This is a genomic window from Microbacterium hydrothermale (assembly GCF_004854025.1).
In the GTDB taxonomy this organism is placed as follows: domain Bacteria; phylum Actinomycetota; class Actinomycetes; order Actinomycetales; family Microbacteriaceae; genus Microbacterium; species Microbacterium hydrothermale.
Map to the genome: position 1 here is coordinate 18,781 of NZ_STGM01000007.1, position 23,872 is coordinate 42,652.

The 23,872-nt window shown below is 72.1% G+C and carries 33 protein-coding genes; 15 read left to right on the forward strand and 18 right to left on the reverse strand.

All coding sequences use genetic code 11. The features are described from left to right. Positions 1-6: 6 nt before the first annotated feature. From FB047_RS13200 to FB047_RS13210, 3 genes are read right to left on the reverse strand one after another with little or no spacing between them, the layout of a single operon-like run. The gene (locus FB047_RS13200) at positions 7-795 is read right to left on the reverse strand and encodes an FAD:protein FMN transferase (protein WP_240752809.1); all 789 of its coding nucleotides are present in this window, start codon (positions 793-795) and stop codon (positions 7-9) included. Further along, positions 792-1,352, reverse strand: a complete 561-nt coding sequence (locus tag FB047_RS13205; RefSeq protein ID WP_136587676.1) for an FMN-binding protein — start codon at positions 1,350-1,352, stop codon at positions 792-794. The genes FB047_RS13200 and FB047_RS13205 overlap by 4 nt, the downstream gene beginning before the upstream one ends. Before the next feature lie 10 nt (positions 1,353-1,362). Continuing rightward, complete coding sequence (locus FB047_RS13210) at positions 1,363-2,793, reverse strand: ferredoxin reductase family protein (protein ID WP_136587677.1); 1,431 nt, start codon at positions 2,791-2,793, stop codon at positions 1,363-1,365. A gap of 341 nt (positions 2,794-3,134) precedes the next feature. Here FB047_RS13210 and FB047_RS13215 point away from each other — a divergent pair, with 341 nt between their 5' ends. Then, on the forward strand, positions 3,135-3,491 hold the full coding sequence (locus tag FB047_RS13215; protein ID WP_136587678.1) for a hypothetical protein: 357 nt from the start codon (positions 3,135-3,137) through the stop codon (positions 3,489-3,491). 14 nt (positions 3,492-3,505) lie between these two features. On the opposite strand, the gene FB047_RS13220 is transcribed toward FB047_RS13215, so the two are convergent. Continuing rightward, positions 3,506-4,204 (reverse strand): TetR/AcrR family transcriptional regulator C-terminal domain-containing protein, encoded by a 699-nt coding sequence (locus FB047_RS13220; RefSeq protein ID WP_240752810.1) that lies wholly within the window; start codon positions 4,202-4,204, stop codon positions 3,506-3,508. Positions 4,205-4,335: 131 nt separating this feature from the next. Further along, on the reverse strand, positions 4,336-5,163 hold the full coding sequence (locus FB047_RS13225) for an SDR family NAD(P)-dependent oxidoreductase (RefSeq protein ID WP_136587679.1): 828 nt from the start codon (positions 5,161-5,163) through the stop codon (positions 4,336-4,338). A gap of 195 nt (positions 5,164-5,358) precedes the next feature. Here FB047_RS13225 and msrB point away from each other — a divergent pair, with 195 nt between their 5' ends. The 3 genes from msrB to FB047_RS13240 all read left to right on the forward strand — a co-directional run bounded on the left by msrB (position 5,359) and on the right by FB047_RS13240 (position 7,817). Next, the gene (gene msrB, locus FB047_RS13230; RefSeq protein ID WP_136587680.1) at positions 5,359-5,817 is read left to right on the forward strand and encodes a peptide-methionine (R)-S-oxide reductase MsrB; all 459 of its coding nucleotides are present in this window, start codon (positions 5,359-5,361) and stop codon (positions 5,815-5,817) included. 38 nt (positions 5,818-5,855) lie between these two features. After that, the gene (gene msrA, locus FB047_RS13235; RefSeq protein WP_136587681.1) at positions 5,856-6,410 is read left to right on the forward strand and encodes a peptide-methionine (S)-S-oxide reductase MsrA; all 555 of its coding nucleotides are present in this window, start codon (positions 5,856-5,858) and stop codon (positions 6,408-6,410) included. Positions 6,411-6,581: 171 nt separating this feature from the next. Beyond that, positions 6,582-7,817, forward strand: coding sequence for an NAD(P)/FAD-dependent oxidoreductase (locus tag FB047_RS13240; protein WP_136587682.1), 1,236 nt, complete (start codon positions 6,582-6,584; stop codon positions 7,815-7,817). 102 nt (positions 7,818-7,919) lie between these two features. On the opposite strand, the gene FB047_RS13245 is transcribed toward FB047_RS13240, so the two are convergent. The 3 genes from FB047_RS13245 to FB047_RS13255 are packed head-to-tail and all read right to left on the reverse strand — an operon-like array spanning position 7,920 to position 10,133. Further along, on the reverse strand, positions 7,920-8,420 hold the full coding sequence (locus FB047_RS13245) for a GNAT family N-acetyltransferase (protein ID WP_205823002.1): 501 nt from the start codon (positions 8,418-8,420) through the stop codon (positions 7,920-7,922). After that, on the reverse strand, positions 8,417-9,370 hold the full coding sequence (locus tag FB047_RS13250) for a dipeptidase (protein WP_136587683.1): 954 nt from the start codon (positions 9,368-9,370) through the stop codon (positions 8,417-8,419). The genes FB047_RS13245 and FB047_RS13250 overlap by 4 nt, the downstream gene beginning before the upstream one ends. 1 nt (position 9,371) lies before the next feature. Then, positions 9,372-10,133, reverse strand: a complete 762-nt coding sequence (locus FB047_RS13255) for a sulfurtransferase (RefSeq protein ID WP_136587684.1) — start codon at positions 10,131-10,133, stop codon at positions 9,372-9,374. A gap of 111 nt (positions 10,134-10,244) precedes the next feature. On the opposite strand from FB047_RS13255, the gene FB047_RS13260 reads away from it, so the two are divergent. From FB047_RS13260 to FB047_RS13275, 4 genes are all read left to right on the forward strand, one after another. Continuing rightward, positions 10,245-10,994: a glycosyltransferase family 2 protein gene (locus FB047_RS13260; RefSeq protein ID WP_136587685.1), complete on the forward strand. Its 750-nt coding sequence runs from the start codon at positions 10,245-10,247 to the stop codon at positions 10,992-10,994. Then, positions 10,991-11,824 (forward strand): endonuclease/exonuclease/phosphatase family protein, encoded by an 834-nt coding sequence (locus FB047_RS13265; protein ID WP_136587686.1) that lies wholly within the window; start codon positions 10,991-10,993, stop codon positions 11,822-11,824. Before FB047_RS13260 ends, FB047_RS13265 begins: the two co-directional genes overlap by 4 nt. A 13-nt stretch (positions 11,825-11,837) precedes the next feature. Continuing rightward, entirely contained in the window at positions 11,838-12,425 is a 588-nt protein-coding gene (locus FB047_RS13270) for a DUF2238 domain-containing protein (protein WP_136587687.1), read from the forward strand. A gap of 122 nt (positions 12,426-12,547) precedes the next feature. After that, positions 12,548-12,763, forward strand: coding sequence for a hypervirulence associated TUDOR domain-containing protein (locus FB047_RS13275; protein ID WP_136587688.1), 216 nt, complete (start codon positions 12,548-12,550; stop codon positions 12,761-12,763). Between the two features lie 120 nt (positions 12,764-12,883). Here FB047_RS13275 and FB047_RS13280 read toward each other — a convergent pair whose 3' ends face one another. The 4 genes from FB047_RS13280 to FB047_RS13295 all read right to left on the reverse strand — a co-directional run bounded on the left by FB047_RS13280 (position 12,884) and on the right by FB047_RS13295 (position 15,499). Then, complete coding sequence (locus tag FB047_RS13280) at positions 12,884-14,323, reverse strand: cryptochrome/photolyase family protein (RefSeq protein WP_136587689.1); 1,440 nt, start codon at positions 14,321-14,323, stop codon at positions 12,884-12,886. A 34-nt stretch (positions 14,324-14,357) separates the two neighbouring features. After that, positions 14,358-14,516 carry a DUF2256 domain-containing protein gene (locus tag FB047_RS13285; RefSeq protein WP_136587690.1) on the reverse strand — a complete coding sequence of 53 codons (159 nt, stop codon included), beginning with the start codon at positions 14,514-14,516 and terminating at the stop codon, positions 14,358-14,360. A 90-nt stretch (positions 14,517-14,606) separates the two neighbouring features. After that, the gene (locus FB047_RS13290; RefSeq protein WP_136587691.1) at positions 14,607-15,098 is read right to left on the reverse strand and encodes a pyridoxamine 5'-phosphate oxidase family protein; all 492 of its coding nucleotides are present in this window, start codon (positions 15,096-15,098) and stop codon (positions 14,607-14,609) included. Between the two features lie 53 nt (positions 15,099-15,151). After that, positions 15,152-15,499, reverse strand: coding sequence for a biopolymer transporter Tol (locus tag FB047_RS13295; protein ID WP_136587692.1), 348 nt, complete (start codon positions 15,497-15,499; stop codon positions 15,152-15,154). A gap of 229 nt (positions 15,500-15,728) precedes the next feature. Here FB047_RS13295 and FB047_RS13300 point away from each other — a divergent pair, with 229 nt between their 5' ends. From FB047_RS13300 to FB047_RS13310, 3 genes are all read left to right on the forward strand, one after another. After that, positions 15,729-16,013 carry a hypothetical protein gene (locus FB047_RS13300; protein WP_136587693.1) on the forward strand — a complete coding sequence of 95 codons (285 nt, stop codon included), beginning with the start codon at positions 15,729-15,731 and terminating at the stop codon, positions 16,011-16,013. A 16-nt stretch (positions 16,014-16,029) separates the two neighbouring features. Continuing rightward, on the forward strand, positions 16,030-16,233 hold the full coding sequence (locus tag FB047_RS13305; RefSeq protein WP_013583139.1) for a cold-shock protein: 204 nt from the start codon (positions 16,030-16,032) through the stop codon (positions 16,231-16,233). A gap of 201 nt (positions 16,234-16,434) precedes the next feature. Next, the gene (locus FB047_RS13310; protein ID WP_136587694.1) at positions 16,435-17,607 is read left to right on the forward strand and encodes a fatty acid desaturase family protein; all 1,173 of its coding nucleotides are present in this window, start codon (positions 16,435-16,437) and stop codon (positions 17,605-17,607) included. Positions 17,608-17,681: 74 nt separating this feature from the next. Here FB047_RS13310 and FB047_RS13315 read toward each other — a convergent pair whose 3' ends face one another. Beyond that, positions 17,682-18,185 (reverse strand): metallophosphoesterase family protein, encoded by a 504-nt coding sequence (locus tag FB047_RS13315; RefSeq protein WP_136587695.1) that lies wholly within the window; start codon positions 18,183-18,185, stop codon positions 17,682-17,684. 75 nt (positions 18,186-18,260) lie between these two features. Between FB047_RS13315 and FB047_RS13320 the strand changes: the two genes are divergently transcribed. Continuing rightward, entirely contained in the window at positions 18,261-18,650 is a 390-nt protein-coding gene (locus tag FB047_RS13320; RefSeq protein WP_136587696.1) for a DUF3054 domain-containing protein, read from the forward strand. Between the two features lie 51 nt (positions 18,651-18,701). Here FB047_RS13320 and FB047_RS13325 read toward each other — a convergent pair whose 3' ends face one another. Further along, on the reverse strand, positions 18,702-19,220 hold the full coding sequence (locus tag FB047_RS13325; RefSeq protein ID WP_136587697.1) for a glycine cleavage system transcriptional repressor: 519 nt from the start codon (positions 19,218-19,220) through the stop codon (positions 18,702-18,704). Positions 19,221-19,286: 66 nt separating this feature from the next. Between FB047_RS13325 and FB047_RS13330 the strand changes: the two genes are divergently transcribed. Next, a complete protein-coding gene (locus FB047_RS13330; RefSeq protein WP_136587698.1) occupies positions 19,287-19,565 on the forward strand; it encodes a DUF6412 domain-containing protein in 279 nt (92 codons plus the stop codon). 147 nt (positions 19,566-19,712) lie between these two features. Further along, entirely contained in the window at positions 19,713-20,444 is a 732-nt protein-coding gene (locus FB047_RS13335; RefSeq protein WP_136587699.1) for a YidC/Oxa1 family membrane protein insertase, read from the forward strand. 26 nt (positions 20,445-20,470) lie between these two features. Here FB047_RS13335 and FB047_RS13340 read toward each other — a convergent pair whose 3' ends face one another. The 3 genes from FB047_RS13340 to FB047_RS13350 form a co-directional block, all read right to left on the reverse strand. After that, positions 20,471-21,712 (reverse strand): MFS transporter, encoded by a 1,242-nt coding sequence (locus FB047_RS13340; RefSeq protein WP_136587700.1) that lies wholly within the window; start codon positions 21,710-21,712, stop codon positions 20,471-20,473. A 127-nt stretch (positions 21,713-21,839) separates the two neighbouring features. After that, the gene (locus FB047_RS13345; protein ID WP_136587701.1) at positions 21,840-22,055 is read right to left on the reverse strand and encodes an SCO4848 family membrane protein; all 216 of its coding nucleotides are present in this window, start codon (positions 22,053-22,055) and stop codon (positions 21,840-21,842) included. 55 nt (positions 22,056-22,110) lie between these two features. Further along, complete coding sequence (locus FB047_RS13350) at positions 22,111-22,452, reverse strand: TraR/DksA family transcriptional regulator (protein WP_136587702.1); 342 nt, start codon at positions 22,450-22,452, stop codon at positions 22,111-22,113. A gap of 52 nt (positions 22,453-22,504) precedes the next feature. On the opposite strand from FB047_RS13350, the gene FB047_RS13355 reads away from it, so the two are divergent. Further along, complete coding sequence (locus FB047_RS13355) at positions 22,505-22,858, forward strand: DUF2834 domain-containing protein (protein WP_136587703.1); 354 nt, start codon at positions 22,505-22,507, stop codon at positions 22,856-22,858. Positions 22,859-22,929: 71 nt separating this feature from the next. Here FB047_RS13355 and FB047_RS13360 read toward each other — a convergent pair whose 3' ends face one another. Then, positions 22,930-23,790 carry an SDR family oxidoreductase gene (locus tag FB047_RS13360; RefSeq protein WP_136587704.1) on the reverse strand — a complete coding sequence of 287 codons (861 nt, stop codon included), beginning with the start codon at positions 23,788-23,790 and terminating at the stop codon, positions 22,930-22,932. Positions 23,791-23,872 lie beyond the last annotated feature (82 nt).

Below are 23,872 nucleotides of genomic sequence, written 5' to 3' on the forward strand. Positions count from 1 at the left end.
CGACCGTCAGCCGGCGAGGGCCGCGCGGAACGGCGTCAGCTCGACACCGCCGCCGAAGCGCCGGACGCGTCCGTGCTCCCACACGATCCCGGATGCCACCGGCACCCCCGTCATCCACTCGAGGTTGTCGACCCCCGCGACCGCCGCGACGGTGGCCCACGCGTCGGCCGTCGCGAGGTCGTCCGCGATCACGGTCGCGCTGACCGGACCGGCCCGGCGCTCGCCGGTGCGCGGATCCACGAGGTGCGCGCCGCGCTCGGCCGTCCCGGAGGTGGCGACGGCCCCCTCGGCGATCTCGACGGTCGCGAGCAGGGCGCCCGTCCGCTCCGGGTGGGCGATGCCGACCCGCCACGAGTGGTCGCTGCCGGGCGCCGTGCGCAGGCGCATGTCCCCGCCGACGTTCAGGCCGACGGCCTCGATCATTCCGGCCGCGAGCAGGGCGTCGAACGCCGCGGTCGCGGCATCCGTCGACCATCCCTTGACGTACCCGGTGGGGTCGAACCATCCCTGCCAGTGGGCGTCGAAGCGGCCCGCCGAGGCCAGGCGCAGGTCGCGGCAGCGCGCCGCCACCTCGGCGACCCGCGGGTCGACCTCGCCGAGTTCGAGACCCTCGTTGCGCAGCCGCGAGACGTCGGAGTCGGCGCGGTACGTGGAGAACACCCGCTCGTCGTCGCGCAGTCGCGCGAAGGCCGAGGCGATCGCGTCGTCGACCGCGGAGGTGCGCGAGCCCTTGACGGTGAGCGAGGCGACCGTGCCCATCACGGGCTCCGCCACCGTGAACGCGGGCGCGCTCACGAGCGGGCCTGGTCGAGGGCGGACTGCAGCGAGGTGCGGTACCCGGTGCTGGTGTAGGTGGCACCCGAGACCATGTCGACCTGGGCGCTCTGCGCCTGGATGGTCTCGTCCATCAGTGTCGGGAGGGCGCGGGAGTTGATCTGCTGGTCGCGGCCGTTCGACGAGGGGTACTCGGGGACCTGCACGTCGGTGATCGATCCGCCCGACACGGTGATCTGCACCTGGACGGGTCCGTACCGGGTGTTCGCGGCCGCGCCGGTGTAGGTCCCGTCGCGCAAACCGCTCGAGGGGGTCTGCCCCGTCGAGCCGGAGGAGGTCGACCCGGACGACGACCCGGATGCCGCCGCGCCCGACGAGCCCGACGAGGCCGATGCGGACGGCGACGCCGTCGCGGTCGACGAGGGGGCCGGGGCGGGCGCCGCCGCCGTCGTCCCCGACGAGACGGGCGCGACGTCCGACAGGGCGCTCGCCGCCTCGGGCGCGACCGAGGTGCGGTAGCTGAACAGCAGGACCAGGCCGGTGACGGTGGCCATGAGGGCGTAGACGATTCTCTTCATCGGGTCCTCCTCAGACGGTGAAGGCTTCGAGATGGATGCGGTCGGACGAGATCCCGGCCCGGCGGAGGTCGGCGCGCACCGCGTCCATCCAGGGGCGGGGCCCGCACAGGAACACGTCGGTGTCGTCGGGGCGCGGTGCGACGTATCGCACGAGATCCGGTCCCGCCCACGCGGCGTGCGACTGCGGCAGCCACGGCGACGCGGTCGCCGCGCGGGGGCCGGGCAGGGCCGCGTGACGCAGGCCCCGCTCGCGCTCGAGACGACGGATCGCGTCGACGCGCAGCGCGTCGCCGGCCGTGTGGTCGCGCACGAGCAGCGTCGCCTCACCGGGGGCCCAGCGCGCCTCCTCGAGGAGCGCGATCAGCGGCGCGACCCCCGCGCCCGCGCCGATCATCAGCAGCTCGCGCCCGCGCCGCTCGTCGGCGGTGAGGGTGCCGTAGGGCCCCTCGATCAGCACGCGCGTGCCGGGACGCATCGCCGCCAGCCGGTGCGTGCCGTCACCGACGAAACGGGCGGAGATCACGAGCTCGCGACCGTCGGGCGCCGCGGCGAGAGAGAAGGGGTGCCCGCGGGTCCACCCCGATCCGTCGAGGAAGCGCCACACGAAGAACTGCCCGCCGCGGGCGTTGAGGGCCGACAGGCGGCGGCCCGTCATGCGCACGGCCACCCCGCGGTCGCCGTCGCGCTCGACCGCGCTCACCCGGATGCCGTGGCGCAGCGACCGGGTCAGCGGCATCCCGAGCCGGAAGACGACCACGGCGGCCGCGGTCACCGCCCACATCGTCCACCAGTAGACGGTGGCGGCCGGCGCGGCGGTGAAGTCGGCGCCGGTCCACAGCATGTGCGGGATCGCGAGACCGACGCCGAGGTAGCCGTACAGGTGCAGCAGGTGCCACGACTCGTACCGCAGACGCCTGCGGGCCGTGCGCACCGAGGTGACCACGACCAGCAGCAGCAGGCCCGTGCCCGCCGTCGCCAGCAGCATGCCCGGGTAGTCCCACACGAACTGCCACGCCTGCTCGAGCGGGTTGATCCCCGCCGAGACCGCGTATCCGAGGATCTGCAGGCCGATGTGCGCGGTGAACAGCGCGAACGACCAGAACCCGACGATGCGGTGCATGCGGGTGATGCCGTCGCGCCCGAATCCGCGCTCGAACAGCGGCACCCGCGCCATCAGCAGCACCTGGTAGAAGAGCAGGTTCGCGGATGCCAGGCCCGCGGCGCGACCGAGGGCGTTGAGCGTGTCGCCGCCTCCCGCGAAGAGCGCCTGCACCTCTCCGCCGGCGACCCACACGGCCACCACGACGAGGCTCGTCGCCCAGATGACGACGATCGCGGCGAGGTTCCACGGCGAGCGGGTGTTCGGCCGTGTTCGCGCGACGTCGTGAGCGCGGCGCACGGAGGCGGCGGGCGGGGCGGCGAGAGCGGGTGCTGCGGTCATGCGCTCAGCGTCCCCGAGCGCTCCCCAGACGGCTCCAAGAATGCGGGGTTCGCGGGTGATGCATAGGAAACGCGTAGATCGCGGCTCTGTAGGCCGGAGGACGAGGGCATCGGTGTGATCGGTGACGATGCGGAGGGATGCGGGTGCCCGTCCGTGTCGGCGGGCACGAGCGGGCCGCACATCGCCCCGACCGGGTCGACTTACAGCGTAAGCTAATCCCGTGGAACACGAGATCCTCTGCCCTTTCCCGCCGGGGAAGTCACGGGAGGGGGACCGAGCAAGCGGGCGCCACACTCCTGAAGAGCCCGCTTCGCCGAACTCGTCGAGGGGAAGGACGACGGATGCCTCAGCATGACGCGCACGAACTCTTGTCGAACATCCTCGACCGCTGCGCCGCGATGGACCGCCCGTTCTGGATGGTCAGTGCCGAGAAGAGAGCCGAGGTGGCGCGTCACTTCGGACCTCCCGAGGTGATGATGCGAGTCGGACACGCATCCGACGAAGATCTGCGCATCGCCGGCGGGGCCGATCTCTTCCTGGGAACGGCGCTGTTGACCGAGATCGCGATCGAGCTCGCGGAGCACGCGCATCCGGGCCGCAGCCGGACGGAGGCCGTGTCCGTCATCCGCGCACGCCTGAGCGCTCTCCTCGGGTCCGCCGCCCGCTCGGAAGACGCACCTGATCCGCACCGCGGATGAGGGCGGACCCGCCGCTACTGGGACAGCTGACGGTCCAGTCGGTCCAGCAGCGCCTCGAGCGACTCCTCGAACTCGTCCTCGGAGCGGTCCCTGCTGAGGAGACCGCGCAGACGCCGCACGTGAGGCGCGTCCGAGAGCTCCTCTCCCGCATCCCCCTGCCCGATCGCGGCTCCGCCCTCGTCGAGGGGTTCCTCGACCGGCGCGGTCTCGGCACCGCGCACGGCTGCTTCGAGGAGCAGATTCCCGAGGAGGAAGCTGCTGAACGAACGGTAGGTCCTCACCGCCTGCTCATCACTGAAGCCGAAACCGATCATCGCCGTGAGGAAATGCTCCACCACCTCCACGCTCCGCAACGGCGGGCGCAGCCAGGGCGCCGCCGGGTGGCGAGTGGCGACGAGGGGGAACGCCTTCGGATGCTCGATCGCGACGCGACGGACTTCGTGGGCGACGACCTGGAGATACCGCTGCCACCCGTTGTCTTCCGCCACGAGCAGTGCATCGGTGAGACCCCGCATGAGCCGATCGACGACTCCTTCGAGAAGATCCTCCCGGCCGTTCACGTACCGGTAGAGCGACATGGCCTCGACCCCGAGCGCTTTTCCGAGATGGCGCATCGACAGCTCGTTGAGACCCCGCTCGTCGATCAACGACAGGGCCTCATCGAGGATCGCGTCCCGACTGAGCCGAGGGGCGGTCGTCCGTTCCGTGTCCACGATGTTCTCGCCCCTGTCCCACTCTCCGTGCGTAGAACACCATCGTGGCCGAAACCGGCTCCGCGCGGCGGCCGCTTGCTCCTCGAGGGAGGCGTGCGCTAGCCCGTCGAGGACGGAGCCGGAACCGCTGATCAGTCGTCGAGGCCGACGAGCAGCGCGCTGCGCTCCCACAGCTGGGTGGCCACGACGGGATCGTCGGCGAGGCGGTTCGTCTTCGCGGGCTTGTTGTTTGCGTAAAAGCCGCCCGGCTCCCAGTCGATCCCCGGCTTGCCCAGGGCGAGCCAGGTCAGTCGCGCGCCGCCCACCGACGTCGAGGTCATCAGGTTCTTCGCAAGAGGGCCGCCGTAGAGGAACTTCCACGGGCCGTCGCTCGACGCTCCGAAATTCGAGGCGATCACGCCGGGGTGGAACGCGACGGCCGACAGTCCGAACTCACCGAACCGGCGATGCAGCTCTTTCGTGAAGAGCACGTTCGCGAGCTTCGCGTTGCCGTACGCGGCGGTCGACGAGTAGCGCCGAGCCCCCTGCAGGTCGTCGATGTCGAAGCGGGGGAAGAGCTTGGCCGCGGCGCTCGAGGTCTGGATCACCGACGCCTGCGACTGCAGGAGGCGCTCGAGCAGCAGGTTCGTCAGCAGGAACGGCGCGAGGTGGTTGACCTGGAAGGTCGTCTCGTAGCCGTCCGTGGTCAGCGTGCGCTCGCCGAACACGCCGCCGGCGTTGTTGGCGAGCACGTCGATGCGCGGGTACTTCTCGAGGAGGGATGCCGCGAGCTCGCGCACCTGCGCCAGATCGCTGAAGTCGGCGACGAACGAGTCCGCCCCGAGCGAGCGGGCGACGCGCGCGGTCTTCTCCGGGTTGCGCCCCACCACCACGACCTCCTCGCCGAGCTGCGCGAGCTGCTTCGCCGAGGCGGCGCCGATGCCGTCGCTGGCGCCGGTGATGACGATGGTGCGGGTCATGGGAACCTCCGGGGTCGTGGTGGTGAAGCCACGCTAACGGCCCCCTCCGACCTCCCGGCGGGGCTTGCCTGCGGCATCCGGACCCCCCACGCAACTCACAGGTCGCTCCCAGCCCCGCGGGACCAAATCCGACGCGCTCGACGTTCTCTCTCCATGACGGCCGCCACAGGTCGTCATGACGAGAGGACACGAACCGTGAGCACGGAGTACCGGAAGACGTCGGAGGCGCTGAGCCGCCTCACCGACCGCCAGTTCGCCGTCACGCAGGACGACGCCACCGAGCCGCCGTTCCGCAACGAGTACTGGGACAACCACGAGGACGGCATCTACGTCGACGTCGTGTCGGGGCAGCCCCTGTTCAGCTCGACCGACAAATTCGAGAGCGGCTCGGGATGGCCGAGCTTCACCCGGCCGATCGACGACGCCGCCGTCGTCGAGAAGAAGGACCGGACCCTGTGGATGACGCGCACCGAGGTGCGCTCGTCGGGCGCCGACAGCCACCTCGGTCACGTCTTCGACGACGGCCCGCGCCAGGCCGGGGGCCTGCGATACTGCATGAACTCGGCTGCGCTGCGCTTCGTGCCCGTCGCCGAGCTCGAGAAACAGGGCTACGGCGCGTTCCTCGCCCTGTTCCGTGAGAGCAGGGCCTCATGAACCTCTTCCCCTTCCGCAACCGCAAAAGGAGCACCAGCATGACCAGCGGACCTTCCGACACCGGCGAGATCACCCGTCGCCCCGGCACCGAGACCGCCGTCCTCGCGGGCGGCTGCTTCTGGGGCGTCGAAGACCTCATCCGCCGCCAGCCCGGCGTGCTCGACACGCGCGTCGGCTACACCGGCGGGCAGAACGACCACGCGACGTACCGCAACCACCCCGGCCACGCCGAGGCCGTGGAGATCGTCTTCGATCCCACGAAGACGTCGTACCGCGACATTCTGGCGTTCTTCTTCCAGATCCACGACCCGTCGACGCTGAACCGTCAGGGCAACGACATCGGCACGAGCTACCGCTCGGCGATCTTCCCGCTCTCGCCCGAGCAGGAGAAGGTCGCGCGCGACACGATCGCCGACGTCGACGCCTCGGGCATCTGGCCCGCGAAGGTCGTCACCTCGATCGAGCCCGAGGCTCCCTTCTGGGAGGCCGAGCCCGAGCACCAGGATTACCTGATCCGCATCCCCAACGGGTACACGTGCCACTTCGTGCGTCCCGGCTGGGTGCTGCCCAAGCGCGAGGAAGCCTCCGCGTAAGCGAGGGGAGGGTCCGGATGCCACGGCATCCGGGCCCTTCGTCTGTCGGCGTCCGCGCTCCGAACGCCGCCCCGCGCGGGAGCGACCGAGCCCGTCGCGCGCTCACGGGGCAGGAGCCCCGCCCCCGCAACCCCGGCGGTCCGAGGCGTCGTCCTGCCTAGGCTCGCGGGTATGAGCGAGTACGACGTCGTCGTGGTGGGAGCGGGGCTCGCGGGACTCCGCGCCGCGACCCGCCTGGCCGAAGCCGGACGCGATGTCGTGGTGGTCGAGGCGAACGACGCCGTCGGCGGCCGCGAGCGCACCGACGTCGTCGACGGATTCCGGCTCGACCTCGGCTTCCACGTGCTCAACCCGGCGTACCCGGCCGTCCGGCGCTGGGTCGACGTCGACGCCCTCGCCCTGCGGTGCTTCCCCGTCGCGGTCGGGGTGCGACTCGACGATCGCCTCGCGCGACTGGCGCATCCGCTGCGGCATCCGGGATCGATCCCCGCGACGCTGACGAGCGGACTCGTGCGTCCCGCCGATCTCGCCGCGTTGATCCGATGGGCCGCGCCGACGGTGCTCAGCGCCCGAGCGGCCACGCGAGGCCGCGATCTCCCGCTCGACGAGGGCTGGGACCGCGCCGGCCTGCGCGGACCCCTCCGCGAGGCGGTGCTCGAGCCCTTCCTCGCCGGGGTGCTCGCCGACGACCGGCAGGCGACCTCCGACGCCTTCGTGCGCCTGCTCGTCCGCAGCTTCGCGCTCGGGCGTCCGGGCGTCCCCGCCGCGGGGATCGGCGCCCTGCCCGCGCAGCTCGCCGACACCGCGCGGCGCGCGGGTGTCGGCATCCGTCTCGGTCATCGCGTCGTGTCGACCCGTCGGCGCGCGCACGGCTGGCACGTCGGGATCGACGGGCAGGATGCCGTGACCGCACGCTCGGTCATCGTGGCGACGGGCCTCGACCCCGCTCTCGGCGTTCCGCTCCCCCGCCCGCGCGGCCTTCAGACGTGGTGGTTCGCCGCCGAAGAAGCCCCCTCGGGCGATGCCGCACTGCGCGTGGACGGGCGTCGTCGCGGACCGATCGTGAACACCGCGGTCATGACCAATACCGCCCCCACGTACGCTCCGCGCGGGCACCACCTCATCCAGGCCACGTGCGTCATGCCCACCGCCGCCACGGAGGACGAGGTGCGGCGCCAGCTCGGCGAGGTGTGGCAGGCCGATACCCGGCCGTGGCGCCTGCTCCGGCGCGATGACATCGCCCACGCTCTGCCCGCCCAGGACCCGCCCCTGCGGCTGCGCCGCCCCGTGCGCCTCGACGACGGCCGCTACCTCGCGGGAGACCACCGCGACACCGCGTCGATCCAGGGCGCACTGGTGTCGGGGCAGCGCGCCGCCGAGGCGGTGCTGTCCGACCTCGCGCGCTGACCCGGGCCCGGCCTCGGGGCGGATCCCGGCGTTCGGGGCGTGGTTTTCCCGCCCCGTTCGGCGGAACGCGCCCCCAACCCGACGGACCCCGCCGAACCCCCGCTACGCCCGCGCGGCGAGGGCCGTCAGCGCCTCGCCCGTCACGCGCCGCGTCGTCCACTCCTCCATCGCCTCGGCGCCGAGGGCGCGGTAGAAGCCGATCGCGGGCTCGTTCCAGTCGAGCACCGTCCACTCCAGCCGCGAATAGCCCTTCTCGACGCACTCCGCGGCGAGCGCGGCCAGCAGCGCCACGCCGTAGCCGCGGGAGCGGTACTGCTCGTGCACGTACAGGTCTTCGAGCCAGATCCCGTGACGACCGGTCCACGTCGAGTAGGTGAGGAACCAGATCGCGATCGCGCGGATCTCGCCGTCTCCCCCGTCGACGACGAACGCGAACGCGCGGGGGTCCTCGCCGAAGAGCGTGGCCGTGAGCATGTCGACGGTGTTGTCGACGGCATCCGGCTCCTTCTCGTAGTCGGCGAGCGCCTGGATGCATGCGAGGATGCCGGCCTCGTCGCCGGGACGGGCCCGGCGCAGCACGGCGCCGTCGGTGAGTTCGGTCATGGCAGGGGCTCCCAGCTCTCGAGGGCGACGCGGCGGAAGTTCCCGCCGAGCACCGCGGCGATGTCGACGTCGGTCCATCCTCGCGCGGCGAGCGCGGCGCCGAGTCCCACGAACGTCTCGGGCGGCATCCACTCCATCGGACCCCACCGGGTGTAGCTGGCGTCGTAGAGCTCCGGCATCCGCACGATCTCGTCGCGGAAGGTCTCCCAGTCGAACGAGAAGTCGGTGCTCACGCCGACGTAGTCGATGCCGAGCAGCTCGACCGCGTACTCGAGGTGGCGGATCATCGCCTCGAGGGTGGGGGTGTTGGGCCCCAGAAAGATGCCGACGCCGGTGATCCCCACGACTCCCCCGGTGGACGCCGCCGCGCGCGCCTGCTCGTCGGTGATGTTGCGGGGGTGCTCCCACACGGCGCGCATGTTCGAGTGGCTGAAGACCACCGGCCGGGTCGAGGCCGCGCACATGTCGAGGGTCGTGCGCGCGCCGACGTGCGAGCCGTCGGGCACCATGCCGCGGGCGTTCATCTCGGCGACGAGGTCGCGGCCCCACGGCGTGAGGCCGTCGTCGCGGGCGTCGAGGCAGCCGCCGCCGGCGCGGTTGGCGTGGTTGTAGGTCGGGCCGAGCGTGCGCACCCCCTGCGCGACGAGGGTGCCGACGGCGTCGAGGTCGCCGCCGAGGGGGCCGCAGTCCTCGAGGTCGAACGCGACGGCCGTGTCACCCCGGGCCGCGATCCGGTCGATGTCGGCCACCGTCGCGGCCAGCTCGACGCCGTCGATCGCCTCGACCTGCGCGCGGAAGGAGCGCAGGAGGGATGCCGTGAGAGCGGGCGCGTGAGGCGCGTAGCCGACGTTGAGCGAGACGTAACCGCCCCCGGCGCCGCGGTAGCGCCGCAGATCGCGGAGGTCGGCGGTGTCGACGAGCTCGACGCAGGCGTGCTGATCCCAGAGCACGTCAGGACCCGGCCCGCGCCGCGAGAGCGGGGTCGAGCGCTTCGCGCTCGTCGAACACGAAGCAGTCGCCGTCCCAGTGCGCCGCCCCCTGCTCCGCGAACCACCCGAGGATCCCGCCCTCGAGCTGGTAGGCGTCGAGACCCTCGGCGCGCAGGTGCAGCGCGGCCTTCTCGCAGCGGATGCCGCCGGTGCAGAAGCTCACCACGGTCTTGCCCTCGAGCTCGTCGCGGTGGGAGTCCGCGGCATCCGGGAACTGGGTGAAGCGCTCGATGCGCCAGTCCCGCGCCCCGGCGAAGGTGCCGTAGTCGACCTCGAAGGCGTTGCGCGTGTCGACGAGCACGACCTCGCGCCCCTCGTCGTCGGTCCCCCGGTCGAGCCAGCGGCGCAGCGTCGCCGGCGTGACGGCGGGGGCGCGACCGTCCTGGGGGCGCACCTCGGGACGATCCATGCGGATGATCTCGCTCTTCACCTTCACGAGGAGCTTGCCGAACGGCACGGTGTCCGACCAGCTTTCCTTGGTCTGCAGCGCGGCGAAGCGCGCGTCGGCGCGCAGGGCGTCGACGAATCCGCGCACGGCGCCGGCGGGTCCGGCGAGGAAGAGGTTCACGCCCTCCTCGGCGAGGAGGATGGTCCCCTTCAGCCCCGCCTCGCCCGCCCGGGCGCGGAGCACGTCGCGCAGACCCGCGGGGTCGTCGATGCGCGTGAACAGGTACGCCGCGACGTTGAGCACGGCGGCAGGAACGGGCGCGGGCGCAGTCGACATGGCATCCACGATACGAAAGGTCGACGGGTCCGGCCGACGACGCAGGCGTCAAGCCGGGAAACGCGCCACCCGCATCGCCTAGCGTGGAAGCACTCGTCCCCGGGAGGAAGCGTGCCCCAAGGCCCCGCGTCGTCGGCCGTCACCGTCTCCGTCGTCATCCCCTGCCGCGACGACGGCGCCCACCTGCGGCGCTGTTTGCGGGCGCTCGCCGCACAGACCCTCGCGCCCACCGAGATCGTCGTCGTCGACAACGCCTCGACCGACGACAGCGCCGAGATCGCGCGGGCGGCGGGAGCGCGCGTGGTGTTCTGCGGCGAGCGCGGGATCCCCGCGGCGGCCGCGACGGGCTACGACGCCGCGACCGGGGAGCTGATCCTGCGCCTCGACGCCGACAGCATCCCCGCCCCCGGGTGGGTCGAGAGCATGGTGGCCGCTCTCGCGGATCCGGCGGTAGATGCCGTGACCGGCGGCGCCGTGTTCCACGACGGCCCGGCACGGCGGCGCGTGGCCATGGCGCGGTTGTTCCTGGGCACCTACGCCGTCTTCGCGACCCCGGCCCTCGGGCACACTCCGCTGTGGGGGTCGAACATGGCGTTCCGCCGCCGCGCGTGGGAGGACGTGCGCGGCGAGGTGCACCTCGACCCCGAGCTGCACGACGATCTCGACCTCGCCTACCACCTCGGTCGTCGCCACCGCATCGCGCGCGTCGCGGAGGCGCACATGCGCGTGTCGTCCCGCACGGTCGAACCGCGCCGCTTCGCGCGCTGCTTCCGCCGGGGAGCGGGAACGGTGTTCGCGCACTGGCCCGGCGACATCCCCCCGGCCCGCTGGGTGCGTCGCGGGCTGCGGGGGCGCTCGTGAGCGGCATCCTGTTCCCCGATGTCGAGGCGCCCGACCTGCACGTGATGAGCTTCAACATCCGTCGGCGCTTCGATCGCGTGACCTGGCCTCCCGCCGACCGGTGGCCGACCCGCAAGCAGCGGCTGCGTACGTTCCTGAGCGCCACGCGCCCGCACCTGCTCGGCTCTCAGGAGGCCATGCCCGACCAGGCGCGCTGGGTGCGGGACTCGCTGGGCTCCTCGTACGGTTACCTCGGCGCGGGTCGTGGGAAGGACCGCGGGGGCGAGGGGACGCCCCTGTTCTACGACCGCGACCGGATCGCCGTCGACGACTGGCGGCAGGTCGCCCTCTCCGACACCCCCGACGTGCCGGGGTCGACGGGGTGGGGCAACGCGATCCCCCGCATCGCGGTGATCGCCCACCTGCGCGACCGCGCCACCGGGGCGCGCTTCACGTTCGTGAACACGCACTTCGACGCCTTCTCGCGGCGCGCGCGGCGCCGGTCGGCGACGTGGCTGCACGATCTCGTCGCCGCGCAGGACGGACCGCTGCTGTTCACCGCCGACGTCAACGCGCACGTGCGTTCGAGCGAGCTCGCCGCGATGTTCGCCGGCGGCCTGCTCGTGGACACCTGGTCGTACGCCCCCGTGCGACGCACGGCCGAGTGGGGCACGTTCAACAACTACGCGGCCCCGCGCGTCGGCGCGCGGCGCATCGACGCCCTGCTCGCGACCCCCGACGTGGGCGTGCGCGCGGTGGGCATCGACCCCCGTCCGACCGGCACGCAGTGGCCGAGCGATCACCTGCCGGTGCAGGCGGTCGTGCGCATCCCCGGCGCGACGTCGTCTTGAGGGACGGATGCCGATGATCCCCGCCCTGTACGCCAACCTCAAGCGGCCGCCGCGCACGGTGGTGGAGTGGCTCGCCGACGCGGTGCGGGCCGCGGCGATCGTGATCGTGATCGTGTCGCTGTTCACCCTTCCGTTCACGGACTTCGCCGTGCTGTCGATGTCGCTTCCGGCGGTGATGCTCTCGCGCATGATCGGGCTGCGGTCGGGGCTCGATCTCGTGACGTGCGTGACCGTGTTCGTGGCGGCCGGGAGTAACGTCATCGACCTGTACCGCGCCTGGACCGGGTGGGACCTCGTCGTGCACGCCGTGTGCACCGGCGTGCTCGCGGCGATCGCCCTCGTCCTCCTCGACGACGCGCGGGTCGTCGCGCCGAGCGGTCGGCGCCGCACGTCCGTCGTGGTCGCGACGATGGCGGGGCTCGCCCTCAGCGCCGTGTGGGAGATGGTCGAGTGGTTCGGCTATCGCTTCATCACCGACGCGATCTTCGTGACCTACGACGACACGATCGGCGACATGATCGCGGGTGGCGCGGGCGCGCTGGCGATCGGCATCGTGGCATCCCGGTTCCGTCTGACGCGCGCGGATCGCGCCGCGCTCTAGCCGGCGGCGGGCACGGATCGCCCGGCTCCCGCTCGCACGACGGACCGCCGGGGCCTGTCAATCCCCCGCCCGTCCCCCCGTCGCCTCGACAGCATGGCGGGACCGACGAGAGGAACGAGTACATGTCGAAGGATCTGTCGAAGGGCGACCGCGTCAGCTGGGACACCCCGCAGGGCAAGACCCAGGGCGAGGTCGTGGAGAAGAAGACGAAGGACTTCCAGCACGACGGCCAGAAGTTCACGGCCTCCGACGACGACCCCGCCTACATCGTGAAGTCCGAGAAATCGGGCTCGACCGCCGCGCACAAGGGATCGTCGCTGAACAAGCTGAAGAGCTGAGTCCGCGGGCGCGGGCGAAACTCCTGACTTCCGTGCGACGGCGCGCTCTCAGCTGGGCGCACCGCCGCGAGGGAGGGGCTTTTTCAGGAGTTTCGCCCGCGGCGCGGCGGGCACCGGCTGCTACCCGCGCGCGTCGCGCCGCTTGCGCATCTGCGCGAGCGCCAGCCCCAACCGGTGGTTGCCGGCCAGCACGTCCTCGTGGCGCTCGAGGAACTCCCAGTACGCGTCGGTGAAGACCGAGTCCTTGGCCTCTTGCGCCGACGACCACCACGACCCCATCTTCTGCAGGTACGCCCCGCCCGACACGTAGGGCTTGGTGGCGACGAACCCGCCGTCGGCGAACTGGCTCATCCCCATGACGTTGGGCACCATGACCCAGTCGTACGCGTCGACGAACAGCGCGAGGAACCAGTCGTTCACCTGCCGCGGTGCGTACCCCTGCAGCAGGAACCAGTTGCCCAGCACCATCAACCGCTCGATGTGGTGGGCGTACCCCCACCGGTGCACCCTCTCGAGCACCGTGCGCACCGGGATCGGCAGGTCCTTCGGCATCCGCTCGCCCGAGTACCAGTACTTCTGGATCCGCTTCTCGAGGTGCAGCGCGTTGACGTGCTCGAGCTTCGGGTGCGCGCGGTACATGCCGCGCATGTACTCGCGCCAGCCGATCACCTGCCGGATGAACCCCTCGACGGATGCCAGGGGCGCCTCGGTCCGCGTGGCGGCGGCGACCACCTCCTCGACGGTGAGCAGCCCGATGTTCAGCATCGGCGAGATGATCGCGTGGAAGAGGAACGGCTCATCGGCCTTCATCGCGTCCTCGTAGCGACCGAAGTCGTGCAGGCGCTCGGCGACGAACACCTCCAGCCAGTCGCGGGAGTCCTCCGGGGTCACCGGCAGCCAGAAGTCCGTCGCCGTACCGGGGTGCTCGGGGAAGCGCTCGTCGACCTCGGCGATCACGGCGCGCGTGATGTCGTCGTGCTCCGGCTGCGGCAGCGCCGGGATGTCCACGCCTTTCTTCGGCAGCGGTTTGCGGTTGTCGGCGTCGAAGTTCCAGCGCCGCCCCGCGGGCTTCCCCCCGTCCATCAGGATGCCGGTGCGCCGGCGCTGCCAGTGGTAGAAGTCCTCCATGAGCGGCGTCGGATGCTCCGCGAACCAGCCGTTCACCTCCTCCTCGGGGGTGAGGAACAGGCCGTCCGGGAGCACGTCGGTGTCGACGTCGTGAGCGGCGCAGATCCGCGCGATCCGCTCGTCGACGGGACGGTTCGGGTCGCTCATCCAGGTGAGCTCGGTCACGTGATGCGCCGCCAGCAGGCGCTCGAGGCCCGCTTTGAACGTGAGGTCGTCGTCGAGGGTGATGCGCCGCACGACCCTGCCCTCGGCCTCGAGCCGCGCTGCGGTGTGGCGCATCGCCGACACGAGCAGCACGATCTTGTGCCGGTGGTAGGGCAGCTTCGCGAAGCGGGGCGCCGACTCGATGAAGAAGAACTCCTCGACGTCGTCGTCGGCGTACGACGGGTGCTCCGCGAACTGCTGGGTCGCGAGGATCAGCGCGGCCTTCATGCCGGCTCCCCGGGGTGGACGCCCGCTCGGCGCGTCACGACGCGCTCCGGCGCTGCGCCGCAGCCTTCGACCGGCACCCGCGCGAGCAGTACAGCACCTGATCCCACTGGTCGCGTCCGCTCCAGCGCTTGCGGTCGGTGAACGGGCGGCCGCAATACGCGCAGGGCTTGGAACGCACCTCGGGTCGTGACATGCCGTCATCGTCGCAAAAGCGACGTCGGGCGCCCGGGGGCTTGCGCCGGTGTCGCACAGGCCCCCGGATGCCGCGAGCTGTCGCGGATCCTCAGTCGGTGAGGTCGAAGGTCTTCTTCTCGCCGCCGTGCGGGCGATCGCCGGTGACCTTCGAGGTGACCAGGGCGATCGCGGTGGCGAGGCGTCCACCGGCGCTGCCCCAGTACTCGCCGGTCAGCGCCGACACCTTCAGCAGCGTGACGCCCGGCGCCTCGGGCCCGTCGGGGAACCACGCTTCGACGCTCGTCGACCACAGCTCCTTGAGCTTCGCGAGGTCGTCGACCACCTCGGCCTCACCGGCGAGCGAGAGCCAGGTGCCGTCGGTGCTGAACGACAGCCCCACCTGGGGGTCTCGCCGCACGTGCTCGACGGCGGAGGCGTGCGTTCCCACGATGAACCAGAGGTCGCCGTCGGATTCGGTCTCCTGCACGGTCAGCGGGTGCGCGTGCAGCGCTCCGTCCTCGGCGCGGGTGGTGACCATCGCGAAGCGGAACTTCTTCAGCAGCTCGTTCAGCGTTTCGAGCTCGGTGGCGGTGGATGACATGGGACTCCCTTTTCCGTCGGAGATCCCAGCCCAGCGCCTCCCCGCTCAGCGCGCTACGCGTTGACGTCCCGGCCGTCGTCTGCTCTCGGTGGGGCGATGCGGTCCAGTTCGCGAAGCGCCTCGTCCGCGCGCGCCCGCCGCGCGGCCACCTCGTCGTCCCACCACTTCGGGCCCCGTTCGCCGAGCCCGGCCTTGGCGAGTCCCACCCGGTGCCGGGCGTCGGACGTCGCCGCCTCGTCGCCGTCGCGTCTCGCGATGCGCACGGCGGCGCGGGCCCGGCCGAGATGAGAGCGCAAGCGCGCCGCCGTCTCCTCGCCGAGGGCCGGGTCGGTGCGCCGCCAGCGGCGCCCGTCGACGACGAGCCACCTCTCGTCGTCGGAGGCGGGATGAGCGGATGCCATGGGCCCACTGCAGCGCATCGCGAGGGCCCGGGAAAGTTCCCGGGCGATGATCGGGCATCCGTGCTACCGTGAGGCTATTCGTTCTGGGACCTGCTTCATCGACGCCCGCCTCATCGCTGAGATGCCGGGCGCACGGCGCCGAGCCGTTTCCGACAGCAGTCCCTCCCTCAATCATCGCGTGCCTCGCTCGACGGCTTCGGTCCTCGCGTCGCACTCGCGGAAAGTTCTCGTGTCTTTGCTTCACCCCTCGCCACTGTCGTGGCGTCAGGCCGATCTCGACGTCTTCGTCGCGACGGCCGGATCCGACTACGCCGGTTTCGTCGGCGCGGCGACCTCGGGCTACGAAGCCCAGGGTCCGCGCGGCGAGAACCTCGGCGTCCACGCGTCCGTCGAGACGGCTCAGGCCGCCGTCGACGGGCACCGCGTCCGCGTCACCGACTCGGTGCCGCGGCGTCCCCGTCCGCTCCGCGTGCGTCGGGGCGGCACCAACGGTCGCATCTGCGGCCCAACATGAATAAAGGAAGAACACGATGGCCACTGGCACCGTGAAATGGTTCAACTCCGAAAAGGGCTACGGCTTCATCGCTCCCGATGACGGCTCGGCCGACCTGTTCGCGCACTTCAGCGCGATCCAGGGCAACGGCTTCAAGGAGCTCACCGAGGCTCAGAAGGTCGAATTCGACGCCGAGCAGGGCCCCAAGGGCATGCAGGCGGCGAACATCCGCCCCCTCTGAGCTCCGCTCCTGCGCGAAAGCCGGGGTGCCGCATTGCGGCGCCCCGGCTTTCGCCTTTCCCGCCCGGCGCACCGCGAGACGCGGAGGCGAGGCGATGGTCGCGACGCGCCGCGGATGTTTCCGTTTCCCGTGAGGCTCCTGCACATGTGGATGTATTCCGGGCCCTCCATACGGCGACCCGTAGTGTGATCCACGAACCGGGTGCCGCCCCGGTTCTCTCCCCGCTACCCCGCAGCACGCACACCCGAGGAGCAGCAGATCGCTACCCCCGTCGCCGAATCCCGACTCGGCCCCGTACGTCAGACCTACTCCGGTACCAAGGAATTCCCCCCGATCGCCAAGGCCTACACAGAGTTGTCGCAGGTCGTCCGCGAGAGCGGACTCCTCGTCCGCACCCCGCTGTTCTACGCCGGCGTGGCGAGCGCCATCGTCCTCGGCTTCGCCGGGTGCATCACGGCCTTCATCCTGCTGGGCGACAGCTGGTTCCAGCTGATCGTCGCCGCGGTCCTCGGCATCCTGTTCACCCAGGTCGCGTTCCTCGCGCACGAGGCGGCCCACCGTCAGATCTTCGCGTCGGGCCCCGCCAACGACCGTCTGGGCCTGTTCATCGGCAACGGCATCGTCGGCATGAGCCGCTCGTGGTGGGCGTCCAAGCACACCCGTCACCACGCCAACCCCAATCGCGTCGGCAAAGACCCCGACATCGAGATCGACACGATCTCGTTCCTCGACGTCGACGCCGCCAAGGCCCGCGGGGTGCAGCGCTGGATCACCCAGCGACAGGGCTACCTCTTCTTCCCCCTCCTGGCCTTCGAGGGCATCAACCTCTATGTCCTGGCCCTTCGTCACCTGCTCTCGCGCGGCGAGAACAAGGACCGCTGGAAAGAGCTCGGCCTCCTCGCCGTGCGCCACACCCTCTTCATCGCCCCGATCTTCGTGTTCCTGCCCGTGGGTCTCGCCTTCGCGTTCTTCGGCGTCTCGGTCGCCGTGTTCGGCATCTACATGGGCGCGTCCTTCGCCCCCAACCACAAGGGGATGCCGGTCATCGAGCCGGGCGCGAAGCTCGACTTCTTCAGCAAGCAGGTGCGCACCTCGCGCAACGTCTCGGGCGGCTGGTGGGCCACGTGGCTCATGGGCGGGCTGAACTACCAGATCGAGCACCACCTGTTCCCGAACATGCCGCGCCCGCACCTCAGCCGTGCCCGCGTCATCGTGCGCGAGCACTGCGCGACGCTGGGCGTGCCCTACGTCGAGACCACGCTGTTCCAGTCGTACGGCATCGTGATCCAGTACCTCAACCGCGTCGGTCTCGCCGCTCGCGACCCGTTCGAGTGCCCGATGACGTCGGCCGCCCGCCACCTGAACGCGGAGTGACCTGACGCGAACGACGGCGCCGCGCCCTCCGGGGTGCGGCGCCGTCGTCGTCGGACCCGGCGGTCCCGTCGCCCTCAGTCGCGCGACACGTCGTGCCGCTCGACGTCGCGCACCGCGCCGCCCGAGAGGGTCGCCGTCATCAGCGTGCACGCCGGCTGCCGTCGCCGGTCGGTCGGCGAACCGGGGTTGAGCAGACGCAGCCCGGCCGGCGTCACCGTGTCCCAGGGGATGTGGCTGTGGCCGAACACGAGCAGGTCCGTGTCGGGGAAGGCGGCATCCATCCGCTTCTCCCGCCCCGCCGCGGCGCCGGTCTCGTGCACGACCGCGAGACGTACTCCGTCGATCTCGGCCCGTGCGACCTCGGGGAGACGCGCGCGCAGGTCGGCCCCGTCGTTGTTGCCCCACACGCCCAGTACCGGTCCGAGCGCGAGCAGATCGTCGAGCACCTGTTCCTCGACCCAGTCCCCCGCATGCACGATGAGATCGACGGCGGATGCCGCTCGCCGCACCGCCGCGGGCAGGGTCCGGGCCCTCTTCGGCACGTGCGTGTCGGCCAGGAGGAGAAGGCGCGTGGGCATGCGCTCCACGCTATCCGCCCCGCCCCCACCCGGGCCCGTGCGTCTCGATCCTCCCGCCCGCGCGAGAATGGACGGGTGACCCCGCCCCGCTCCCCTGCCCTCGCGCTCGTCGTCGACGTCGTGCTCGTCATCGTCTTCGCCGCCATCGGGCGAGCGACCCACGACGGCGACGTTCTCGGACCGTTCGGCTCGGGTCTCGCGACGACGGCGTGGCCGTTCGTGGCAGCGCTGCTCGTCGGCTGGCTCGTCACCCGCGCCTGGCGCGCTCCGCTCGCGATCGTGCGCACGGCCCTGCCGGTGTGGGCCGTCACGGTGATCCTCGGCATGGCCCTGCGCGCGGTGAGCGGTCAGGGCGTCGCGGTCGCCTTCGTCATCGTGGCCGCGATCACCCTCGCCCTGTTCCTGCTCGGGTGGAGGGGCGTCGCGACGCTGGTCGCGCGCGTACGCCGGGCGCGCGCTCGCTGACCCCGTCGTCGTCCGCGGCCCCGGACGCCCGCCGTCCCGCGGGGATGCGTGTCAGGCGTCGTCGGCGAGGGTGACGTCGACCTGGATCTCCGCCGCGAGCCGCTCGAGCTCGGCGACGAGATCGTCGACGGCGACGTCGGCCGTCAGCGACGCCGTGATCGACGCCTCGAAGAGGCGACCGCCGGCCATCGCGGCATCCGTCGTCTGGGTCGACATCCGCTCGATGCTCGCGCCACGGGCGCCGAGAGCCGACGACAGCTCGCGGACGATGCCCGGGCGGTCGTTGCCGACGACGTCGAACGTGACGGTGCGCGCCCCCGACGCCGGGGCGGCGCCTCCCCCGGCGTGCACCGTGACGGCGAGCGTTCCGGCGAGTCCCTCGAGGGCTGTGCGCAGGGCGTCGGCGCGATCGGCCGAGATCGAGACCTCGACGATGCCCGCGAACGCGCCGGCGAGTTCGGCGAGCTCGCTGTTCTCCCAGTTTCCGTCGTGGGCGTCGACGATGTCGGCGACAGCGGACACGAGCCCCGCGCGGTCGTCTCCGACGATGGTGAGGACGAGGGTGGTCATGGCGACAGCGTAGCGAGGCACCCCTGCTAGCGTGGGAGAACAGCCGTCAGCAGGGGGGGGTGAGCCGTGATCGCATCGATGATCGCCATGCTCAACCTGGTGCTCGCCGCGGCCGAGCTCGCGATGACCCCCGGTCCCGGCACCCCGCTGCTCGCGGTGGTCCTGGCCGCCGCCGTGGTCGTCACGGTCGCGATCGTCCTGATCGTGCTCCCCGCTCTCCTGGCGGCGGTCGCTCCCCCGGATCCCCGGCCCGCCGATCCCTCGGCGCCCCGCGCCCAGAGCGACCCCGACGCCGACGGACACCCGCGCCCGCGTGCTCCGGGCGGCGCCGTGCGCGTCGCCTGACCCGAACGCCTCGCCGCACCCCACGGCATCCCTCCTCCGGCGTTCTCCGCGGACGGGCGACGCCGGTCGCCCGCGCCCGTCCGGCTCCGCCGTCGACCGCGCCCCGCGACCGATCCCCTCCGTGATCGCCGCACCGATTGGACGCCCGTGGACCTCTTCTCCCTCCCTCCCCTCGCTCTCCTGCTCGACCTGACCACCCGCGCGCTGCTCGCGCTCACCGCTGTCCTCGACCCGCTCGCGCCGGGAGCGGCCGCCGCTCTCGCGGTCGTCGTCGTGACCGTCGTGGTGCGACTGCTCCTCATCCCCGTGGGGGTGTCGCAGGCGCGCGCCGAGCAGACGCGCGCGCGCCTCGCCCCGCGGCTGCGGGCCCTGCAGGAGCGGTGGCGCACCCAGCCCGAACGCCTGCAGCGCGAGACGATGCAGCTGTACCGTGACGAGGGCGTCTCGCCCTTCGGCGGGTGCCTGCCCCTGCTCGCGCAGGCGCCCGTGGTGGGGCTGCTCTACGCCGTGTTCCTGCACCCCACCGTGGGCGGACACGCGAACACTCTGCTCGCGCACGACCTGTGGGGCGTCCCCCTCGGACGGAGCCTGGCCTCCGCCCTCTCGACGGGGTCGACGGATGCCGCGACCCTGATCGTCATCGGAGCGATCGTCGCCCTGATCGCCGGGGTGGCCGAGCTCACCCGGCGTCTGCTGCGGCCGAGCGTCGACCCTTCCGCGCCGGCCTGGACGCGGACGATGGTCGGCGTCCTGCCGTTCACGACGGCCGCCGTGGCGCTGTTCGTGCCCGTGGCGGCGGGCCTGTACCTCGCCGTGACCACCGTGTGGACGCTCGCGCAGCGGCTGATCCTGCGGCGACGATTCCCGCTCCCCGCGTGAGACGGCGGCGGACTCAGGCGGTGGACTCAGGCGGTGCGGGCGGCGTCCCACCGGGGGGTCGACGAGGCGTTGACGGCGGCCATGGCGAGCACCAGCAGGGCCGCCGCGGCGGGCAGCAGCATCGCCGTGGCCACCGAGACGTTCTCGGCGATCGCCCCGGTCACCGCCGACGACAGCGCCTGGGCGAGGGTCAGGGCCGAGGCGAGCAGGGTCATCGTCGAGGCGGTGCGCCCGCGGGGCGCGCGATGACCGGCGAGGCTGAACAGCGTCACCAGCGACGGCCCGACGCCGATGCCCATGAGGCACAGCACGACGGTCACCGTCAGCACCGACCCGCCCACCGTGTACGCGCCCGCGGAGGCGAAGAGCACCGAGGCGAACACCACCAGACGCCAGCGCAACGCGAAGCGCTCCGGCAGGGCCGCCACGGCGAGGGCGAGCACGGCCGACCCGACGCCCATGACGCCGTAGAGCAGGGCCCCCGCCTCGGGCGCGCCCTGGGCCTCCATGAACGCGGTGAGCGAGGTGAGCGTCGAGCCGAAGAAGAGGCCCACGCCGAAGACCGCGGCGATCAGGACGAGCATGCGCGGGTGCAGCACGTCGCGGAACGGCGCCATCTCGGCGCGCTCCGCGCGCTCGGGGACCGCGCGACCGGTGGGGTGCAGAGCGAACGCCGTGACGAAGACGAAGCTCAGCACCGCCGCGCCCACGATCGGCGCCCAGGGCGCGACCAGGGCGGCGAGCACGCCGACGATGAACGGACCGATGACGAACGCCGTCTCGTCGGCGGCCGACTCGTACGCCATTGCGCGCGAGAACGTCCGCTCCCGGCGCTCGGGGAGCACCCGGTCGCCGATGAGCGCCATCACGCGGCTGCGCGACATCGCGGCCGTCTGCGGGCCGGTGAGGCCGATGGCCGTCGCCACGACGAGCAGCAGCACCTCACCCGGAGCCGCGGCGACGACGAGCGGGAAGAGCGCGAGAAGGATGCCGTTGGCCAGCCCCACCGGGATGAGCACGCGCCGCTGACCGTAGCGGTCGGCCAGGTCGCCCAGCACGGGACCGGCGACGACCACGCCGAGTCCGACGGCCGCCGAGGTGAGACCACCCAGCGCGACGGAGCCGCGCATCGCCACGACGAGGGCCAGCACTCCGACGGTCATCATCGCGAACGGGAGCCGGGCGACGAACGCGACGGGGAAGTACCACAGGCCCGTGTGGTGGATCAGCGGGCGATGAGCGGTGGCGGCGGGGGCGGGGCGGTGCATGAGGATCTCCGGGGCGTGGGGCGGTGCCGCCTTGCCGGTCCGGTAGGTAGATGCACGAGGTGCGGCGGGCGAACCCGCGCGCCCAGTCTACCGCGAGGCGCCTCGCGAGGTCGGAATCGCCCCGGGATCAGACCACGATCGCGGCGATCGCGGCGATCACCGACGCCAAAGCCAGCACCAGGGCGATCGCGATGAGCACGGTGTGGACGATGAGGAACGCCGTCGGCTTGCCCGCGGCATCTCGGGCCCGGGGGTCCTTGGCGATGCGGGGGTAGAAGCGCGGCCAGACGACGGCGTTGAAGACGGCGTTGGCGAACAGTAGGACGATCAGCAGGGGCTCCACGCTCCGAGCCTACGCGCCGCGGGGGATGGGACCTCCGCGAGCGCGGACAGGCGGGCTACCGCGCGCAGTCGATGCACAGCCGCGCGAACGGCCGCGCTTCGAGCCGCGCATCGGCGATGGGGCGTCCGCAGCGCTCGCAGACGCCGAAGGTCCCGGATGCCACGCGCTCCCGCGCCGCGCGGATCTCGGCGCGCTCGGCCTCGGCCCCGCGCCGCAGGGCGTCGACCTGCGCCCACTCCCCCGACAGGGTCGATCCCTCGGGGTCGTGCTCGTCGTCGGCGGTGGCATCCGCCCGGTCGTGGCGCAGGCTCTGCTCGTCGTCGAGCAGGCGCGAGAGACGGTGGGCGACCTCGCGCTCGCGCTCCTCGAGCATGCGACGGGCGGTTGCGGCATCCATCCTCCGACGCTAGCCCCCTCCACCGACACCGGCTCTGCGGCAGGATCGCGGCATGAGCGACCTCCGACGCCACTGGACCCCCACCGCGATCGCCTACCTCGTGCTGTCCCTCGCCGGGCTGGTCGGCACGTGGACCTTCAACGTGTTCGCGATCGTGCAGATGCGCGATTTCGTGGGCGATCTCGTCACGAGCGGCCCCGCCGTGTCGTCGATCACCGTCGACTTGCTCGTGGTGGCGGTCGCGGGCAGCGTCTTCATCCTCGTCGAGGGACGCCGCCTGGGCATGCGTTTCGCGTGGCTCTACATCGTCCTCTCCGGCGTGACCGCGTTCGCCTTCACGTTCCCGCTGTTCCTGGCGATGCGTCAGCGCCGCCTGACCGCGCTCGCCTCCGCGAAGAGCGCGTGAGTCGCCGGGATTCGTCGCCTCCGACCGAGGGAAGGCGACAATCTCCGGCGACTCACGCGGGAGGGGCGGGGTCAGCGCGCGGACAGACCCTCGCGCAGACCCTCGACCAGCGGGGTGGTCGGACGACCGATCAGCGCCGACAGCGTGCCGTCGGTCTGCGACAGCGCGCCGCGCGCGATCGCGTCGTCGATGCCGGCCACGAACGCGGCCGTCCCCTCGTCCAGGCCCGCCGCGCGAAGGCCGGCCTCGAGCTGCTCCGTCGACACCGCGACGTAGGCGACCGGACGCCCGAGCACCTCGGTCGCGGCCGCGGCGAGCTCGTCGTAGGTCCACGCCACGTCTCCGCCGACCTCGAGCGTGCGCCCCGCGAGATCGTCGGTGGTCAGCGTCCGGGCAGCGGCCTCGGCGTAGTCGCGGCGGCTCGCGCTCGCGACGCGGGCATCGCCCGCCGCGGCCACGATCTCGCCGGTCTGGGCGGCGCGGGCGACGGCGTCCAGGTAGTTCTCGGTGTACCAGTTGTGGCGCAGCACCGTCGCCGACAGGCCGGAGGCGGCGATGGCCTCCTCCGTGGCCTTGTGGTCGGCCCCGAGCGCGTAGTCGATCTCGTCGACGCGCGGCGCGCTGGTGTAGACGAGGCGCTCGACCCCGGCCGCGCGGGCGGCGTCGATGACGTTACGGTGCCCGCTCACGCGGTCGGCGTCGGTGCCCGAGATGAGCAGCACGCGATCGACTCCCGCGAAGGCGGGAGCGATCGTGTCGGGGCGGGAGTAGTCGAGTTCGACGACGCCGACGCCGCGGGCGGCGAGGTCCGCCGCCTTCGACGGGGTCCGGACGCCGGCGACGATGTCGGATGCCGCGACGCCGCGCTCGAGGAGGGCGTCGACGACGAGGCGGCCGAGGTGACCGGAGGCGGCGGTGACGAGGAGGGTCATGGGGGTGTCCTTTCGATCGGTACGACCGGTGCAACCGCCCCGACGACCTCGCATTCCGGAATGCAGGTACCCACTTTCCGGT